Genomic DNA, 17,541 nt, shown 5'->3' with positions numbered 1-17,541 from the left:
GAGCCCAGGTGATTAGTCATAAAAAACGTTTTTTAACCTTTTTGTTAGTATTAGTAATGGGGCTTTTATTTAATTCGGGACCAACAGAAGCTTCAGATATTGAAGAGCAAATAGAAGAGTTTCGAAGGGAACGAGAACAGATTGAAAATGAGATGGACAACCTAGAAGAACATATTGAAGAACTAGAACAAAGAGAAACTACTGCCTTACAAAGATTACAACAAATAAGTAATGAACTAAACGAACAAGAACAAGAGTTAGTAAGGATAAATTCAGAAATTAATGAAACAGAAGATAAAATCGAAAAGACCACAGAAGAATTAGAAAGAGCTGAAGAAGAACTAGAAGAAAAAGAAGAGTTTTTAGGAACAAGGATGAAAGCATCCTATCAAAGTGGTGATGTAAGTTATCTAGAAGTGTTATTTGATGCTCAAAGTTTTATAGACTTTTTATCTCGTCTTACATATGTGCAATCAATTGTAGATAGAGATGTAGAATTAATTGAGGAAGTTGAACAAGAAAGAAATAAAATACAAGCTAAAAAAGAAGATTTAGAAGATCAAAAAGATCATTTAAATATCCTTTTTGCTGAAGCAGAAGAGAAAAAACAAGAAATTAAAAGTAATCAGCAGCAACAAGAACGCTTATACGCTGAATTACAAGAAAAGCGTCAAGAGGAAGAAGAGCTTTTACAAGCAAAAAAAGAGGAAGCTGAACAATTAGTTAGTATAATTCAAGACCTACAACAAGATGGTGATGGAATAACAACATCACTACAGTGGCCTGTAGATGGATTTGGTAGTGGATGGATAACATCTGGATATGGTAATAGAATTCACCCTATTACTGGAAGAAAAACATTTCATAGTGGTGTAGATATAGGAATCCCACGTTCTAGATGGCCAGGATCAGGTAACTATACCGGAAGTCCAGTTAACATTTTAGCTGCAGATTCAGGGACAGTTATTTTTGCAGGTATTCAAGGTTCATTATCATCTGGTTATGGTCGTCTTGTGATAATAGATCATGGTGATGGCTATACTACTTGGTACGCTCATGCACGTTCGATTAATGTTTCAGAAGGTCAACAAGTACAAAGAGGACAACCTATTGCTATAGTAGGTTCAACAGGGAGTAGTACTGGGCCGCATCTTCACTTTGAAGTAAGAAAAAATGGTAATACTCAAAATCCTATGGGATATTTACAATAGGAAATGACAAAATATAAAAATATATGGTAGAATTAGATTAAAATAAAAAGTCGGCGTAAACAGCCGGCTTTTTGATTATAATTGTAATAAGTATTATATTTAAAGGTGGGGGATTAATTTGAGAATAAAGAAAATATTGATTGTTTTTTTGGTTTTAATTGTAACTAATGTGCTAACTTTTATGGGAGCTCATGCATTAGGAGAAAATGATACATATTATCCATCAAGCCCTGATTTTGAGATTGGAAATGAAGCTAGTGCTGATTTCAAACTTTTAGAAGAAGTTTTACAAACTATTGAAAATAATTATTTAGAAGAGGTTGATCGAGAAGAACTTTTAGATGGTGCTTTAGAAGGTATGCTAGAAGTCTTAGATGACCCGCAAACGGGTTATTTAACACAGGATGAATTTCAAAACCTAATGATACAGACTGAAGGAAGTTATGGTGGAATTGGGATAGAAGTATTTAAAGAAGATGATTATGTAACTGTTGTGGCTCCAATTGCAGGGACACCTGGTGCAAAAGAAGGACTGAGATCAGGGGATCGGATTATTTCTGTTGACGGGGAAGAGATTGTAGGTAAAGATTTAGATGAAGCAGTTGATAGAATGCGAGGACCAATAGGCTCTAATGTTAAAATAGAGATTGATCGTCCTGGTATGGAAGAAACATTAGAATTTGAGATAGAAAGAAAAGAAATTGAAATTGACTCAGTAGAATATGAAATGGTAGATGATAGTGTGGGATACTTAAAAATCACTAACTTTTCACAAACTACTGGAGATGAATTTGAAAAAGCTTTAACTGACCTTCAAAAAAGTGGTATGGAAGGATTAGTACTTGATTTACGTGACAACCCCGGAGGAGTACTTACTGCTGCTATTGAAGTAAGTGAACAAATTGTTCCAGAAGGACCTATAGTTCATCAAGTAGGAAGAGATGGTAAGATGGAAACAGATTACTCACAAGGAGAAGACCCTGATTTTCCAATTGTAGTACTTGTTAATGAAGTGAGTGCTAGTGCTTCAGAAATTTTAGCTGGAGCTTTACAAGATACAGAAACAGCAACATTAGTTGGTTCTACTACTTTTGGTAAGGCATCTGTTCAAAATGTTGAACCATTAGCACATGGTGGAGCATTGAGATATACCATGGCAAAGTATCAAACCCCTGATGGTAGGGAGATAGATGAAAAAGGATTAACTCCTGATGTTAAGGTAGATCCACCAGCTATTATAGAGTTAACTAGAAAACCTATTAGTACCGATCTTGGCATAGGTGATGAGGGTGAGAAAGTAAAGACTTTACAAGAAATATTAACTGAACTTGGATATTTTGATGATGAAATTTCAGGATACTTTGGAGAAAACACAAAAGTAGCTTTAGAAGCTTTTCAACAAAGTCGCAACATCGAGGTTACTGGTGAGATGAACGAGATGGTTATTCGTGAATTTTACGAAGAGATAGAAGATTTACTTGAAAAACAGGATGATAAACTCGAGAAGGGGATTGAAATTTTAGAGAAAGAGGTTGACTAACAGTGGAAATTTTAGATTGGTTAGTATCATTTATACAATTAGTACTACAAACACTGCCATTATCAATTTTACATCCTGTATTCTGGGTATTTTTATATCTGACTTATAGTCAGTATAAAAGGTCTATTAGGATGGAACAGAAACTATTGGGAAGATCTAAGAATAGCCCTAAAAAAATGACCATTATATCATTAGGTGTAGGGCTAATAGCAGGAGCTTTCGCTAGTTTTATTCTAGTTTTATTAGGAGTAAACCTAGATCAAATAGGGATCGTGTATATTTTCCCATTACTACTGTTTTTATTACTGTTTCATCCTAGATATCTTTGTTTTGCATATGCAGGTGGTGTAGTAAGTGTAGTAAGTTTAGTTATATCAAATATAGCAAATTATGAACCAAATGTTTTAGAAGTAGGCTTTTTAAAGGGGTTAACAGAGATAAATATCCCATCCTTAATTGCTTTAATTGCAGTTCTACATCTTACAGAAAGTGTAATGATCTATATTAGTGGGCATATAGGTCCGGGACCTGTATATGTAAAACACCCTGATGGGAATGTTGTAGGTGCATTTAGTTTACAAAAATTTTGGCCCTTACCCTTTGTTGGGTTAATTGGACCAACTTCAATAGAACAAACAGAAAATCTATTTTCTATGCCAGACTGGTGGCCTATCTTTAGTGGAGAGATTGGAGCAGTGATGGCTGTTGACAGTGAGTTAACCTATGCATTAATTCCATTAGTTGCAATATTAGGATATGGTGATATGTCTATTGCGAGTAACCCAAGAGAAAAAAGTAAACAGTCTGCTGTAAATTTAGCGTTATATAGTATAGTGTTATTACTGTTATCTTTAGGAGCTGTATTCTATGAGCCAATTTTATGGCCGGCTGCCTTATTTGCACCATTTGGGCATGAAGCTTTAATTATCCTTGGAAATTCAAGTGAATTTTCTAAAGAACCATTATACAAACAAGAAGGTAGAGGAGTTAAAGTTTTAGATATTATGCCAAAAAGTCTTGGTGAGAAGATGGGACTACAATCTGGTGATGTTATATTGACTGTTAATAATGTTTCAGTATCAACTAAAGAAGAGTTAATGACTAATTTATATTTAAGTCAACCTTATGTTAGGTTAAATATTGAAACCGTTTCTGGTGAACAGAAGTTCGTAAAAGCACCTTTATATGAGCACCAAACTCATTTAGGGATAGTATTAGCTCCAGAAGGAAATGTTCGAGATACAGGCTATGTTACATTAAAAAGTAATAATCCCATAGAAAAGTTTGTTAAAAAATTATTAGGTAAAAAGTAGTTATGATGTTTGTCTATGTTAACTGAACTTGTTAAAGAGAAATTTATCTTTAACAAGTTCAGGAATTTTAGTTAAAATTATAGAGATTCACAAACTAGAAAAATATATCGTCTAACAAAAGAAGAAATAGGAGTCGAAGTCTTTTGTGTTTTAACTACCCATGCTCATGCTGATCACTGCGGTGGGCATTATTGGTTAAGAAAAAAAGGTGTTAAAATATGTGCCCCTTCGTATGAAGAGGCAGGGATTAAATATCCAATATTAAGTCCATTAGCTATCTATGGTGGAGCATATCCACCTGATTATTTTCAAAACAAGTTTTTAAAAGCTATTGAAACTGAAGTTGATCATATCTTAATAACTAAAAAGCAAGATTTTTTAGGTTTTGAAATTGATGTAATTTTTTTAAGGGGGCATACTGAAGGACAAATAGGAATTTAAAAACCCGAAGGCTAAAACAACGGAGAACCTTATCAAGCATTGCAAGGACGCCGGGCGTAAATACCTGTTAAGCGGAACACCCCTCGAAAATAACATTGAAGAGCTTTGGACGATCATGGACTTTGCCCGTGAAGGTATTCTCGGGAACTGGAGCGAATTCCGAAACCGCTATTTGATACTAGACCACTACTACAACGCGGTCGACATTAAAAAGGCGAATTTCCCTGAATTAAAAGAGACTATAGCGCCAATCATATTCAGAAAGCGAAAAGACGAGGTATTAGATATGCCAGAGCTCGTTGAGCAAGAGTACTGGGTAGATATGACCGAAAAGCAGAAAGAATTATACTCCCAGATCCAAGAAGGCGTAATCGAATCACTCGAAGAACATAATCCAAAAGAACGGATCTTATTAGGTGAAGAAGACGACTCTACACAATACCTAACCGTATTGAACCAAATAACCCGCATGCAGCAACTATTAGATAGTCCGGCGTTACTACGTGATACTTTCAACGACCCTGAACTGCCGGTAGAAAGCGGTAAACTCCGCGAACTCCCAAATATATTAGAAGACGCAAACCTTAAAGAAAATAAAGTCATAATCTTTAGTCAGTTTAAGACCATGGCGAATATCCTTTATGATTATTTAAAAGGGAAGTACGGCGAAGAAGCGCTTCGCTATATTAACGGCGATACCAACGGTCAGCTTAAAGGGATCTACCAAGACGACTTCAACGAACGTGACGAAGTTAGAATAATGATAATAACGGAAGCGGGTAACTACGGCTTGGATCTCCCAAGCGCTAACTATGTTATTTGCTACGATCAACTATTTAATCCCCAGAAAATGAATCAGGTGCTATCCAGAGCCCACCGAAGCGGGGTGCAGGGCGACGTTTTCGGTATACACATGGCGACTCGGGGAAGTTATGAAGAGCAAAAACTGAAAATCTTGCAAGACAAAGAAGAGCTGTTTGCTATGACCATTGAAGATTTAAAATCATTATTTAAAAGGAGTGAATAGGATTGAGAAAAATCCTAATTTTATTACTATTTGTTAGTTCGGTTATGTTTGTCGGTTGTCAGGACGAAGAGCTTATAAATGACATGGAAGAGTATGTAACCACGATCGATGAAAAAACTTATGAATTGTTTGATCATATTGAATCCTTTGAAATAGCCGTTCAGATGGGCGATTTTGACGAAATGGAGAGAAGTATTTTAAAAATCGACCAAACGCTTGAAGAGTTTGACGATCTCGAAGTACCCCATGAAGAGTTCGAAGACCAACATTTGCAATTAGAGGAAGGATTAGATAAAATAGAAGAAGCAATGCACGCTTACCTTGACGTTGTAGAATATGGAAAGTCGCACCGAATGGAAGACATGCTGGTAAACATTCAAGAAGGTAGTTATAAAGTCGGAAAAGTTGTTGATTACCTCGAACAGTGGGTCGAGGACGCCCGGTCTGGTTATTTTAACTAGACCGGTTTTATCTCTACTTTTTTTTTGAGGGGGACAAGCCTATGGCTAACAACACAGAACGCAGGTGCCCAGCTTGCGATGAAAAGGTTGAATATAACGAGCTAATACCGTTGACTTTTAAACGTAAGAACGACCCGACAACAATTCGAATATGTAAAACGTGCTACCAAGCTGCGAAAAACGTTCTTGCTCTCGTAAAACCCCACTATCCCGATCAAATCAAATTTTGATGATATAATGTTTGCAGGAGATGCTCTTTTTACATCAGAAATATTAAAAAAACATAACAATTTACCTTTTAATGTTACTATAGAAGAAGTATTTAATACCTTACGTAAACTAGAGAATATTCAAGTTAATAGGGGTGTATTAGGTCATTCAAGCATAATTACAAAAGAACAACTATCACAAGTAATTAGAAATTATCAAGATGTAATTATAGAAAATCTAAATATAATAAGAAAAATAATTTCAAAAGCACCAATTACACAAGAACAAGTTATAGCAGAGGTGTTATCATATCGTGGTGTATCTGATCCGAGTAAAGGTTTATTCTATTTACTTAAAACAACCATTTTAGCTTATTTAAGCTACTTAGAAGGACTAGGTGAAATTGAATCACAAATTGTAAATGGTAAAGTTAAATATAAAAACAGGGAAGGATAATCTCCCTGTTATTTTTCACAAAAATCATGGCAGTCAGTACATGTTTTTTTATTACCAGTTAATGCTGGTTCTTTTTTTATGTCTTTTACTAATTGAAAAGCGTTTTCTATCTTGTCTTCATCTCCTTCAAGGACAAAGGTACAAGAACCTTCGGAACCACCAACACCATCAGAAGCAACATGAGTTGCAGAAACTTCAAATAAAATTTCAAAGGCCTCAATTTCTGTTATAACTTTACCATTTGTAATTGGCATCATACCACAAGACATACCAATCCTCTTATCAATATTATTAATACCTAAGGTTTTAGAAGCTTCTTTAACAGAAGGTATTAACTTTTCTCTTCCAACTGGTATAATTAGGTTAACACCACGGGCGCTAAGTAGAGGATAAATACTCATGGTTCCACCTATATCACTAGCTAGAAGAACACCAGCATTATAATCAAAATCAATAGCATTTGCACCTTTTATAAAAACATCTTGTGATTTAAAATTTTTAACAGCTTCTAATAAGTTTTCATCTTGTTCCTTACCTTGTACAAATAATTTTGGAGCTAATCTAGTTTCACTAGAAGTGGTACATTGAACTCCTTGTGTTATAATCCCAGCAGTATAATTGCCTTTATCTATATTATCACCAGTTAGCTCCTCCAGCTAAACCAACTTTACCATTAGAAAGGGCGTTTGTTACTTCTGGTAGTTTAGTTATTGCTCTTGCTATTAGTCTTTTGGATTCATGGGGTTGTAATGTAAATAAAGACTTCATAAGCTAGCCTCCTTTAGTCTTTTACTTTTATTAGGTTCTAGTTATACTATTAGGTAAGGAAGTGATTTTTCCTGCAATTAAGAAAGGAGATTTAAAAATGAATACAAATAATAGTTCTATAGATCAACTTCGTCGCATATTTTATCTTGGGCTCATTTTAACTTACATAAGTGGAATTTTTGTTCATGAAGGTTTTCATATTTTTACTTCTATTTTTAGTTTACTTGCTTTATTAGTTTCAATCCCATTTATCAAAGGTATCACTTTTTGGCTATCTTTAGTTTTTTTGATTTTTGGTAGCTTACTTTTAGTTATGGAAGGTGCAACTTTTGATGCCTACTTTATCTCTATTAGAAGGATGGCTAATATATTTGCATTGGTTACATTAATTAGGGCTTTAGGAGTACCTATGGAATTGGGTGGTTATTCTGATGATATTAGAAGCTTTGTGAATAAGGAAATAAAAGGTGAAGGTTTATTATACATTATGACAACAGTAATTGCATATTTAATAGGAATGTCTATTGTAGTAGCAAGTGTACCAGTTGTCTTTTACACTATCGAACGTGCTGTCAAAAGTGTTAGTAGAAAACCTGAAAAGTTTTTATCAATGGCAATTAAACGAGGACTATTTTTAGCTTTATTATGGACTCCTGCATCACCTTTGATGGCAGTTTCTTTAGATGCATCTAATGCTTCTTTTAATCAGGTGTTTCTTCCAGCATTTGTAGTAAGTATTATTGGGTTATCACTAGCTACAATTTTCAATCATCCTGGTGGAGTAAAACGGGCGACTGAGCTAATTATGTTTACATTTTCTACCAAAAGCGAAGATAAACCTGATGAATCACATCCACCTGAACTTTTGAAAGCTTTTGGTTCAGGCAAAACAAAAGCACTTATAGTTATTTTATTAATGTTAATAGTACTATTAGTTACTTTAGAACAATTGTCTGATTTTGGTATGTTAGATCTTATTATAGTAGTAGCTGTAATCTTTTCATTTATTTGGTGTTTAATAATTAATAAAGGACAGCTTTATTTAAAAAAAGCACGAGAACTGTTTTATGATTCATTACCACGATATAGTAACCAAGCTTCATTATTTTTAAGTGCTGGCTTTTTTGCAGGTGCTATTGGTAAAGCAGAAGATTTAGTAGCTGGAGTTTTAGAAGGATTAATTGTTGGTATAGGAAGCTTAGGTATCTTGTACTTAATACCTGTTGTCATCATTGTAACAGCTATTGCAGGTGTACATCCACTAATCTCTATTATTATATTAGGAGAGGGCTTTGGTGCTATGGATGGTGTAGTTTCGAATGAACTGTTAGGTTATTCATTTTTATTAGGAGGATCTCTCGCTCTGTTAATTTCTCCTTTTTCAGCTGCTACTTTAATTACTGCAGACTTAGTACACAGAGCACCATTTAAAGTGGGTGTAGTTTGGAATGGGTTATTTGGTGTATATGTGTTAATAGTAGGACTGCTTATATTAAGTTTTTTAGCAGTAACTGGATAACTTATGTTTTAAAATTTTTTTTAGGAGGTATCGATTATTGGGTGAAGTAACAAGGTTTGAAGAGTTATCTGAAGAGGTCTTAAAATTGGGTTTTTAAGAATAATCCAACCACTGCAACATTTGTTAGAATTCATTATTATGATAGTGAATTAGAAGATCGATCATTTGAAAAAATGCTGAAAAAATACCAAGATTAAGGGATGATGTCTTAAAGGAGTCAGAAAAAATACTGCAAGTATTAACTGAGTTTATGGAGTACTTAAATAAATTAGAAAAAGAAGCTAGTGGTGATTTTGCAGTAGGTAGTGAACTTTTTAATGAACTTTTAGCTGAAAAATTGAATAACCTAAATCTTGGACTTTTTTACCCCACATTTGTTGCATTGCTTAACTTTCGTTGAAATTTTAGAATATGTTGCCGGGATAAAAGGTTCTGAAGTAGTAAAAGTAGATAGATTTTATCCTAGCTCTAAAGTCTGCAGCGAATGCGATACTATAAACGAGAATTTAGAGCTAAAAGACAGAACGTGGATCTGTAGCCATTGCAATACAACTCAAGATTTAAATGCAGCAATCAATATACAAAGGGTTGGGGCATCAACCCTTGGGTTAGGAAATGTAAGACCTGCTAACACAGAGGCTGTTTCTGTTTGACCCCAGAATCCCACTGTTTTAGCTGTGGGAGTATGTCAATGTGAAGAATTAATGGAACAGCTAGGTTATATTAATGATCTTAAAACAAAACTAAATAGATTAAAGGATCAAGTTTGGAGAGCTGCAAGGATAGTAGTAGATGTAAGTTTGCATACAAAAAGAATGTCTATTGAAAAAGCTGTAGATTATATAGTAGAAAATGCATTACTAGAAAAAGAAAGTGCAGAAACTGAGGTAAGACGTTATACTCAAACACCTACTCAACCAATGAGTTATTTAATAGGTAAATTAGAGATTTTGAAAATAGTTAATGAATATAAAGAAAAGCATGGTGAAAATTTTGATTTGAAAGAATTTCATCATAAGCTTTTATCTTATGGAACTATCCTTCCCCCCAGCACTTATAAAAGAAATTTTGTAAATTAGTTCTTGCTTAAATGCTAGCAAGTAATGTAAAATATAATTAGTGAATTAGAAGAGTTTGTTAGTCAGGTATTACATGTCATGAAAATGTAACATGGTAGCGCCCCCTAGAGGGCAAAACATTGGGTTAAATACGGTGTCTTGTTCTCTAAGGCGCACCACTAAAAAGTATTAATACGGCTTTTGGCCTTTGTCCAAAGCCGTTTTTTTATATAATATAAGGTGTAGAACTAATACATAAGGAGTTGAAAAGTAAAAGTGAAAATTTCAAGTAAAGTAACTTATGCTGGACTATTTATTGCAATTGGTGTATTGTTACCTATGATATTTCACCTAGTTGGTGTTGGAGGGACAATAATTCTACCAATGCATATTCCTGTTATAATGTCAGGTTTTTATCTTGGAGGTCGATATGGCCTATTGGTTGGTATGATAACACCAATAATAAGTCATTTAGTGACAGGGATGCCACCAATAACACCTGTTCCGATGCTTTATATAATGATTTTTGAGTTAGGTGGATATGGATTTCTAACAGGCTTAATATTTAAAAATACTAACAAGATCAGCTACTCTTTATTAGGTGGAATGGTTGGAGGACGAATTATAGCAGGGATTGTTGTTTGGTTATTATCTTTATTATTTGGGTTTAGTAATTTAGCCTCTCCGATTATATTTGTAGGAGGAGCCGTTATAACTGGATTACCAGGGATAATCCTACAATTAATCTTAATACCATTAATTGTACCTCGTACGGTTGATAATCATACGATACAACAGGAGGGTAATTATGGATACTAAAACCTTTTTTGATAATGCTTCCGAATATTGGGATGAAAAAATCTACCATGATAAATCCCAGATCACTAGGTTTCTAAGTGAAATAGACTTTTCAAATAAACAAAAGATTTTAGATGTTGGTACTGGTACTGGTATTATGTTAAATTACATACTTCCGAAAGTATCACAAAACACATCTATAATAGCTGTTGATCTATCTTCAAAAATGATAGAAAAAGCTAGAGAGAAATTTACAGACCAAAGAGTAATATTTAAAAATTTAGATGTCGAAAGGGATTATATAGAAGATGATTTTGACCTGATCCTTTTATATTCAGTATTTCCTCATTTAGAGAAGAAAGATAAAGCTTTAAAGAGATTTTCAAAATCTTTAAATCCTGGTGGACTAATTTGTATTATGCATTCTAAATCTAGAGAAGAAATCAATAATATGCATACAAAACTTGGAGAACCAGTATCAAATCATTTCTTACCACAAATTGAAGATTTAGAGAACATGGCAATAGATAATAATTTTAAGGTATTAAAATCTATATCTGATGAAAAAGGATATTTCTTTTTAGCTAAAGCTAATATTACATAAAAGGAAGAGGAGTGTTTTAATGGCTCAGGGTATTATATTTTCAATTGTAGCTGGCGTTTTTGTATCACTACAGGGAGTTTTTAATGCGAGATTAAGTGATGAGATTAATTTGTGGCACACAAACACTTGGGTCCATGGTACAGGTTTTGTAGTTGCCTTTATCTTATTAATGAGTATTGAAGGTACCCCAAACTTCAATTCTATTACTACTGTAAAACCTCACTATCTATTAGGTGGAGCAATGGGAGCTGTAATTGTTTTTAGTGTCATGAAAGGGATAAGTGCTTTAGGAGCAAGTCATTCAGTAACTATATTGTTAGTAACACAAATAATTGCAAGCTTACTAATAAGTTTACTTGGACTGTTTGGTGATCCTATTATAAAATTATCAATTCCAAATATAATTGGTTTAATAATGATGGTTGTTGGTGTTTTAATGTATCAATTGTTCTAAGACCATAAATTCAAATTATGAGTAATAATTAGAAAAGTCGCAGAGGGTAAAATCTGCGACTTTTTTGTTCATTTTTTAGTGTTGTTCAAGATACTGTTCTAATGTGACACCTTTTTCTGATATTTTTTGAGCATGTTCTTCACCTACATATCTTAGGTGCCAAGGCTCATATATGTATCCAGTTATATGCTCTTTACCTTCAGGGTATCTGATAATAAACCCGAAATCAGGTGCGTTTTCAATTAACCACTGTCCTTCTTTAGTCTCACCAAATGACTGTCTAAGGCCAAAGTCTACACTAGCACTACTTACATCCATTGCTAGCCCAGTTTGATGCTCACTTTGACCTGGTCGAGCACTAAATTTATTAGCTTCTTCTTCACCATTTTGTTCTACATAATTATTGAAAATTCTTCTTTGTGTTTCATAAGAACGATAACCAGAAACACCTATAATTCCAATCTGTTCTTTTTCTGCACATGAAAACAAATCTTCTAAAGATCTAGCTGCTTCTTCTCTCATATATCTTCTTTCTCCCTCATCAACAATAAAGGGAATATTAGGTTCTACAAGATCAGGTGGAGTAAAATCAGAAGGTAAATTGAATTCTTTGTTAACTAATACAAGCTTGTCCAAAACATTAGTAACAATTTTTTCACCTTCAGGGTCTTTTTCTAAAGATTCTTCATGTTCTTCAATATGTTCAGCTAATTCTTCTGAATAATTGTCTTGTTCTTCTTCGGTATCTTCATCTTCAGGGTTATTTGGCTCATCTTTGGTATTTTCATTCTGATTATTTTCTTCGTTTGATTTATTATTAACAAGTTCATTGTCACTAGGGTTTTCAGATGGGGGATTATCTTCAACAGTATTTTCGTCTTCTTCAATGACTTCTTCTGCTTCATTTTTTAGATCATTAAAAATTTCAGTAATTTCTATAGATCTAGCATAAAAACCTAAAGAAAATACTGTCCCAAAAAGAATCATAAAAAATATCAGTTTATTTTTTTTCTTCATATCATTTCCTCCTAAGATTAGAGTTATATTTTAAGTCAAAATATAGATTGTATATATTATATAATTACATATAAAGAACCAAATTCCTGCATAGTTAGAAAAATCTCGACGAAGAAAATTATTAAAGAGCCACACATTGTGTGACTCTTTAATAGTTACTTTAATTTTGGACTGCTTCTTTAGCCAAAGTCCGTATAGTTGCAGGTTTTAACACAATCAAAGTTAAGTAAGAATAAATTGGTATACTTATGAGTTGGCTGATAGCATTTCCAGCCATAGTGTACCAAAGAGGAAGTCCAAATAGACTGTATAAGAAGAAAGATACTAATAGTACGGTTGTTATTATCTGTCCTAAGCCAATACCTACTGTTAGCTGAAAAAAGTTTGGGACGTCAGTATTTTTAGAAATCATTCTAATAACTAACACAGGTATTATTCCAGTAAGTGCAGCAGTTAGAGTAAAATGCGGCATATAAGGTCCCATAGGCATAACTAAATAGCCTACTAGATCACTAACTACCCCTACAACACCTCCTGCTAATGGTCCTAATAAAATACCTGCGATAATTACAGGAAGGCCACCTAGACCAATTTTAATCCCTGCAATACCTCCAAATGAAATTGTAAATCCTGATGTTACAAAACTTAAAATGATGTTGATCGCGGCTAATAAAGCCATAGTTGCAAGTGCATGCGGACTACTTAATAATTTTTTCATAAAAAAACCTCCTTCCATAAAATTAGTGTGGTAGTCTACCACACCTAAGGAACGAGGTCTGTCTTCCTTATAGATGTAGTAGCGAACGCGGTGATCTAACGCAGCTTAAAAAGCTTTCGTCTAAGGGCAACGTTCCATCCCTTACCACTTAACGCAGAGCACCTACTCTACCACGAGATTTAATATTAATTACACTGTAACACATTTTGTAATATTTCACAATAAGTTTTAAAAATATTCAGGCATTAATCTGTGTCAAAAGTTTCAATTAATGTGTTCCCTCTAACTACTGAAACAGTATAATCGTTATCTATGGTGATGTCTGGATAGTCATTTCGCCAAGTATCTTCTGTATAATATTCTTGTTGTTGTATTCTAACATGTCTTCCTATTCCTAAGGGGTCACTTTCATATTCTTGTAATTTTTCTAAAATCCTTTGTGTATTATTAACAAAATCTTTAGCTACTAAATCAGAAATAAGATCAAAAATTTCTTCGTCAACTATTTCTACACCTGGTATTTGTAATTCATCAATATTTACTGTAACATCTTTTTCAATGGTTACAGAAACTTCTTTATCATTGTAATCAACATTAAAGTCTATACTAGAACTTTGGATAGTGTATTTAACTAATCCTTCATTACCTTCAATAGAAATATTACTTGAAAGACTAGGCGAAGTTTCACGAAACAGCATATTAGTTAATAACTTTCCTTTTTCATCTTCTAGAGTAGTTGCAATATTTCCCTCTTCATCTAATACGGCAACTCCAGCTATAAAAGGTGTTTCAATTTCACCCTCAACTTTTAAATCAATTATAGGTAGAAAACCGTCTCTACCTTCAGTTAATATTGCTGTCCATAAATCATGTAGAGTAATTCTTGGTATTAAATGATCAGTAGCTCCTACTTCTAACATATCTTTTAAAAAAATTGCAATTCTACCATCTTCAGGAGGGTGCTCATATAATACATCACGGGCTTCACCTGGATAATAGGAAACAAGTGCATTTGCATTTACTTCAGGAATTTTTCTGATATCTTGAACTATTTGAGATAAATTTTCTTCTGATAAAGTTTCGCCAAATAACATAGTTTCTACCTTTCCAAGCGCAATCGTTCTATTACGATGTTTTTGCCAATTATCTAAAGCTCCAGACACTCCATAACCTTGTACTGACATAACGCGAATGGGGTCTTCAGCTTCTTCAGCAAATAATGGGTTTGATGTGGTTAAAGTAATTAAATTTTCCTCTTCTGGTTCAGAATCAAAACTCATAGCTAAGATTACAGCTAATTCATCAACTATTTGATGGTCATCTACACAACCTGTGAAAGTGATTAATATTATAAGCAAAATTAATATTTTATACATCTGCTACTCCCCTTAACTTAGCAACTATAATCAAGATAATAGGGGTAAAAAGTACAAATATTCCCCCATAAAAAGAGATGTGTTCTGCAATTTCTGAAGCCTGTGCGAGATTTTTTGGATAGAGTGAGACAAATAGAATAATGACCCAAGAAAAAAGTGCCCATTTATCATGAAAATTCTTATTAGTAAGATGAGCTAGAGAAAAAGTTGCAGCAAAGTATTTTATAGAAGTCACTAATATTATCTTTATAAGCCAAAAATGTATAAAAGTAGTATCTACACGTTCTACGACTACTAGTTCGATAATCTTTAAATACTCTATAAAAGGCCAGTATGTTAACACTAGTTGTTTTAATCCCATCATCATTAAAGTTACTAGAAAAATAGAGGTATATATAAATCCAGCACTCATTACTGCTATACTAGTTAACCTAGTGGCAGATTCTTGTTTATTTAGATAAGGGAAAAAAACCAAAATGATTTCAATACCTAAAAAAGCTAATATAGGTTCACGTATAGCTAAAACAGGGGTAGTGACACCCTGTTCAAATACTGGTAAGATATTTAAATACTCTGTAATCGAAATGGGAACCCAAAAAAGTACAAATAACGGAGCTGTAAAGAATAGCACCAATTCACTAAATCTGGATAGTGTAGCTAACCCACAGCGAGCTATATATACAACAACAGGTAGTATTAGGATTAATGAAAATATAAGAGAATAGGTAATATCTAAATAAACATAAGCTATTTCAAGAAAAATTCTTAAAACTATCCCTGATAAAGCAAAAGCGTATAAGGAGTATATTATAATAAGCACTGATCCTAGAAACTTTCCTAATACTTTTCTACTTGACTCTGCTAGAGTTTTATCAGGAAATAGCCGAGCATAGTAAAGACATAAATAAGAATAGATTAGAACACAAAAAGTAGCGATTAAAATTGTGATCCAACCGTCTCTACCAGCTTCAGTAGCTACTTCTCTAGGAAGTGTAGTTACTCCTACACCTACCGTCATACCTAGAAGTAATGTGATCCACTGAAACTCGCTGATATCTCTTTTCTCATGCTTATTCAATCCTCTTCCTCCACTCCTTTCTGTCGTCTGACATTTTTATTTACAGAACCAGTAGGACGTTTTCTCATCCATCTTAAAGGTGTTCTGTAAATGGTGTCTCGCTGTTCTGAAGCTTTTAATGGTGCAACTGGTTGTAAAAAAGGGATTCCAAAACTATAAAAATTACACAGGTGAACTGCAATTATAATCCAAGTAATTACAAACCCAAACCCTCCAAATGCGCCAGTCATAAGTAGTAACGGAAATCTTAGTAATCTTACAGCAGATGCCATAGAATAGTTTGGAATTGCAAAACTACCTAGCATAGTGGCTGCGGTGAATATAACCAAAGCTGGGCTTATAAGCTCTGCATCAACTGCTGCATCACCGATAACTAAAGCTCCTACAATTCCTATTGTTTGACCTATAGGACCTGGTAGACGTAAACTAGCTTCACGTAAAAATTCTACCATTGACTCTATTAATACTACCTCTAAGATTGGGGGAAATGGAACTTCCTCTCTAGCTTGAGCGGCTGCAAAAATTATATCAACTGGTATTAATTCGTAGTGAAATGTAGTTAATAATATATATAAAGAAGGTAAACAAGTAGCAACAAAAAAGCTACTAAATCTTAAAAGTCGTTGTACAATAGTAAAAATGTATCTGTTATAATAGTCCTCTGGTGTATGAAAAAACTCTATCATAGTTACTGGTACAATCAAGGCAAATGGTGTATTATCAGTTAATATAGCCACTTTTCCTTCTAATAAATGTCCTACAACTTTATCAGGTCTTTCAGTATCAAGAATCTCAGGAAAAATAGAAATTGATCGTTCTTCAATTAATTCTTGGATATAACTACTTTCTAAAACTCCATCAATATCTATTTTATTAACTCTGTTCAATACTTCCTCGATAACCTTTGGATCAGCGATATTCTCACAATAAGTTACAGCTATATCTGTTTTTGTTTGTCGTCCTACTTTTAAATGTTGAATTTTAAAATCACGTGTTTTCAACCTTCTTCTTAATTGTGCTGTATTGAACCTTATAGTTTCTGTAAAACCTTCTCTTGGTCCTTTGATTGACTGCTCATTTGCCGGTTCTTCTATTCCTCTAGATTCCCATTCCCTAAGGTCAATTGTAAAACCCTTATCAAGTCCGTCTACAATTACAGCAGTCTGTCCAGCTAAAATATCATTAATTAGTTCATTGAACTGTGTCTTTTCTTCTACCTCAGTACTTGTAGTGAATAACCTTTCTCTTACAGTTTCTTTTGATATTTTTTTTGAATATGTTTCATTAGGGGCGTGATTACTTAAAGCTTTGATGACATCACGATTTAACATATCTTCATTTACTAGCCCATCTACAAAGACTGTAAGTATAGTTATATTTGAATCAGAAATTTTAATCTTTCGAAAATCAATATCATCGCAATTTTCAAAGACTTGCTTCAAATATTTATGATTATCTTTAAGATTACCTTTAATCTTTTTCCTGCTTTCGT

The 17,541-nt window shown here is 33.6% G+C and carries 21 protein-coding genes, 1 pseudogene and 1 riboswitch; of the genes and pseudogenes, 15 read left to right on the top strand and 7 right to left on the bottom strand.

Going from position 1 to position 17,541, the window contains the following annotated elements; all coding sequences use genetic code 11:
* Window positions 1-8: 8 nt before the first annotated feature.
* The 8 genes and pseudogenes from CDO51_RS07105 (at window position 9) to CDO51_RS07075 (ending at window position 6,659) form a co-directional block, all read left to right on the top strand.
* Entirely contained in the window at window positions 9-1,211 is a 1,203-nt protein-coding gene (locus CDO51_RS07105) for a murein hydrolase activator EnvC family protein (protein WP_089023610.1), read from the top strand.
* Between the two features lie 118 nt (window positions 1,212-1,329).
* Window positions 1,330-2,751, top strand: coding sequence for a S41 family peptidase (locus CDO51_RS07100; RefSeq protein WP_089023609.1), 1,422 nt, complete (start codon window positions 1,330-1,332; stop codon window positions 2,749-2,751).
* 2 nt (window positions 2,752-2,753) lie between these two features.
* A complete protein-coding gene (locus CDO51_RS07095; RefSeq protein ID WP_089023608.1) occupies window positions 2,754-4,064 on the top strand; it encodes a PDZ domain-containing protein in 1,311 nt (436 codons plus the stop codon).
* Between the two features lie 102 nt (window positions 4,065-4,166).
* On the top strand, window positions 4,167-4,505 hold the full coding sequence (locus CDO51_RS15355) for an MBL fold metallo-hydrolase (protein ID WP_143824693.1): 339 nt from the start codon (window positions 4,167-4,169) through the stop codon (window positions 4,503-4,505).
* 7 nt (window positions 4,506-4,512) lie between these two features.
* Window positions 4,513-4,965: pseudogene (locus tag CDO51_RS14975) on the top strand (SNF2-related protein); the annotation flags it as partial.
* Window positions 4,966-4,974: 9 nt separating this feature from the next.
* Window positions 4,975-5,532: a helicase-related protein gene (locus CDO51_RS14970; protein WP_276207004.1), complete on the top strand. Its 558-nt coding sequence runs from the start codon at window positions 4,975-4,977 to the stop codon at window positions 5,530-5,532.
* A gap of 2 nt (window positions 5,533-5,534) precedes the next feature.
* On the top strand, window positions 5,535-5,993 hold the full coding sequence (locus tag CDO51_RS07085; RefSeq protein WP_089023606.1) for a hypothetical protein: 459 nt from the start codon (window positions 5,535-5,537) through the stop codon (window positions 5,991-5,993).
* A gap of 237 nt (window positions 5,994-6,230) precedes the next feature.
* The gene (locus CDO51_RS07075; RefSeq protein WP_089023604.1) at window positions 6,231-6,659 is read left to right on the top strand and encodes an MBL fold metallo-hydrolase; all 429 of its coding nucleotides are present in this window, start codon (window positions 6,231-6,233) and stop codon (window positions 6,657-6,659) included.
* Window positions 6,660-6,667: 8 nt separating this feature from the next.
* On the opposite strand, the gene CDO51_RS07070 is transcribed toward CDO51_RS07075, so the two are convergent.
* Together CDO51_RS07070 and CDO51_RS14965 are read right to left on the bottom strand one after the other, a co-directional pair.
* Window positions 6,668-7,060 (bottom strand): hypothetical protein, encoded by a 393-nt coding sequence (locus CDO51_RS07070; RefSeq protein WP_089023603.1) that lies wholly within the window; start codon window positions 7,058-7,060, stop codon window positions 6,668-6,670.
* A 235-nt stretch (window positions 7,061-7,295) separates the two neighbouring features.
* The gene (locus tag CDO51_RS14965; protein ID WP_276207003.1) at window positions 7,296-7,427 is read right to left on the bottom strand and encodes a hypothetical protein; all 132 of its coding nucleotides are present in this window, start codon (window positions 7,425-7,427) and stop codon (window positions 7,296-7,298) included.
* A 97-nt stretch (window positions 7,428-7,524) separates the two neighbouring features.
* Here CDO51_RS14965 and CDO51_RS07065 point away from each other — a divergent pair, with 97 nt between their 5' ends.
* The 7 genes from CDO51_RS07065 (at window position 7,525) to CDO51_RS07040 (ending at window position 11,860) form a co-directional block, all read left to right on the top strand.
* Window positions 7,525-8,946 (top strand): hypothetical protein, encoded by a 1,422-nt coding sequence (locus CDO51_RS07065; protein ID WP_089023602.1) that lies wholly within the window; start codon window positions 7,525-7,527, stop codon window positions 8,944-8,946.
* Between the two features lie 250 nt (window positions 8,947-9,196).
* Entirely contained in the window at window positions 9,197-9,346 is a 150-nt protein-coding gene (locus CDO51_RS13785) for a hypothetical protein (protein ID WP_158212370.1), read from the top strand.
* Window positions 9,324-9,599: a zinc ribbon domain-containing protein gene (locus CDO51_RS07060; protein ID WP_158212369.1), complete on the top strand. Its 276-nt coding sequence runs from the start codon at window positions 9,324-9,326 to the stop codon at window positions 9,597-9,599. The genes CDO51_RS13785 and CDO51_RS07060 overlap by 23 nt, the downstream gene beginning before the upstream one ends.
* Before the next feature lie 24 nt (window positions 9,600-9,623).
* The gene (locus tag CDO51_RS07055) at window positions 9,624-10,025 is read left to right on the top strand and encodes a DUF885 family protein (protein ID WP_143824692.1); all 402 of its coding nucleotides are present in this window, start codon (window positions 9,624-9,626) and stop codon (window positions 10,023-10,025) included.
* A gap of 255 nt (window positions 10,026-10,280) precedes the next feature.
* Window positions 10,281-10,823 (top strand): ECF transporter S component, encoded by a 543-nt coding sequence (locus CDO51_RS07050; RefSeq protein WP_089023599.1) that lies wholly within the window; start codon window positions 10,281-10,283, stop codon window positions 10,821-10,823.
* A complete protein-coding gene (locus CDO51_RS07045) occupies window positions 10,813-11,406 on the top strand; it encodes a class I SAM-dependent methyltransferase (RefSeq protein ID WP_089023598.1) in 594 nt (197 codons plus the stop codon). Before CDO51_RS07050 ends, CDO51_RS07045 begins: the two co-directional genes overlap by 11 nt.
* A gap of 19 nt (window positions 11,407-11,425) precedes the next feature.
* On the top strand, window positions 11,426-11,860 hold the full coding sequence (locus CDO51_RS07040) for a DMT family transporter (RefSeq protein ID WP_089023597.1): 435 nt from the start codon (window positions 11,426-11,428) through the stop codon (window positions 11,858-11,860).
* Window positions 11,861-11,935: 75 nt separating this feature from the next.
* Here CDO51_RS07040 and CDO51_RS07035 read toward each other — a convergent pair whose 3' ends face one another.
* From CDO51_RS07035 to CDO51_RS07015, 5 genes are all read right to left on the bottom strand, one after another.
* A complete protein-coding gene (locus CDO51_RS07035; RefSeq protein ID WP_089023596.1) occupies window positions 11,936-12,877 on the bottom strand; it encodes a M15 family metallopeptidase in 942 nt (313 codons plus the stop codon).
* A gap of 160 nt (window positions 12,878-13,037) precedes the next feature.
* On the bottom strand, window positions 13,038-13,595 hold the full coding sequence (locus CDO51_RS07030; RefSeq protein ID WP_089023595.1) for a folate family ECF transporter S component: 558 nt from the start codon (window positions 13,593-13,595) through the stop codon (window positions 13,038-13,040).
* Window positions 13,596-13,672: 77 nt separating this feature from the next.
* Window positions 13,673-13,767: riboswitch (THF riboswitch) on the bottom strand.
* Window positions 13,768-13,840: 73 nt separating this feature from the next.
* A complete protein-coding gene (locus tag CDO51_RS07025; RefSeq protein WP_089023594.1) occupies window positions 13,841-14,971 on the bottom strand; it encodes a Ger(x)C family spore germination protein in 1,131 nt (376 codons plus the stop codon).
* Entirely contained in the window at window positions 14,964-16,049 is a 1,086-nt protein-coding gene (locus tag CDO51_RS07020) for a GerAB/ArcD/ProY family transporter (RefSeq protein ID WP_089023593.1), read from the bottom strand. Before CDO51_RS07020 ends, CDO51_RS07025 begins: the two co-directional genes overlap by 8 nt.
* Entirely contained in the window at window positions 16,046-17,491 is a 1,446-nt protein-coding gene (locus CDO51_RS07015; protein ID WP_158212368.1) for a spore germination protein, read from the bottom strand. Before CDO51_RS07015 ends, CDO51_RS07020 begins: the two co-directional genes overlap by 4 nt.
* Window positions 17,492-17,541 lie beyond the last annotated feature (50 nt).

The sequence above is a fragment of the Natranaerobius trueperi genome (genome assembly GCF_002216005.1).
In the GTDB taxonomy this organism is placed as follows: domain Bacteria; phylum Bacillota; class Natranaerobiia; order Natranaerobiales; family Natranaerobiaceae; genus Natranaerobius_A; species Natranaerobius_A trueperi.
Note: the sequence above shows the minus strand (reverse complement) of the source record. Positions and strands in the feature narration are given on the sequence as shown.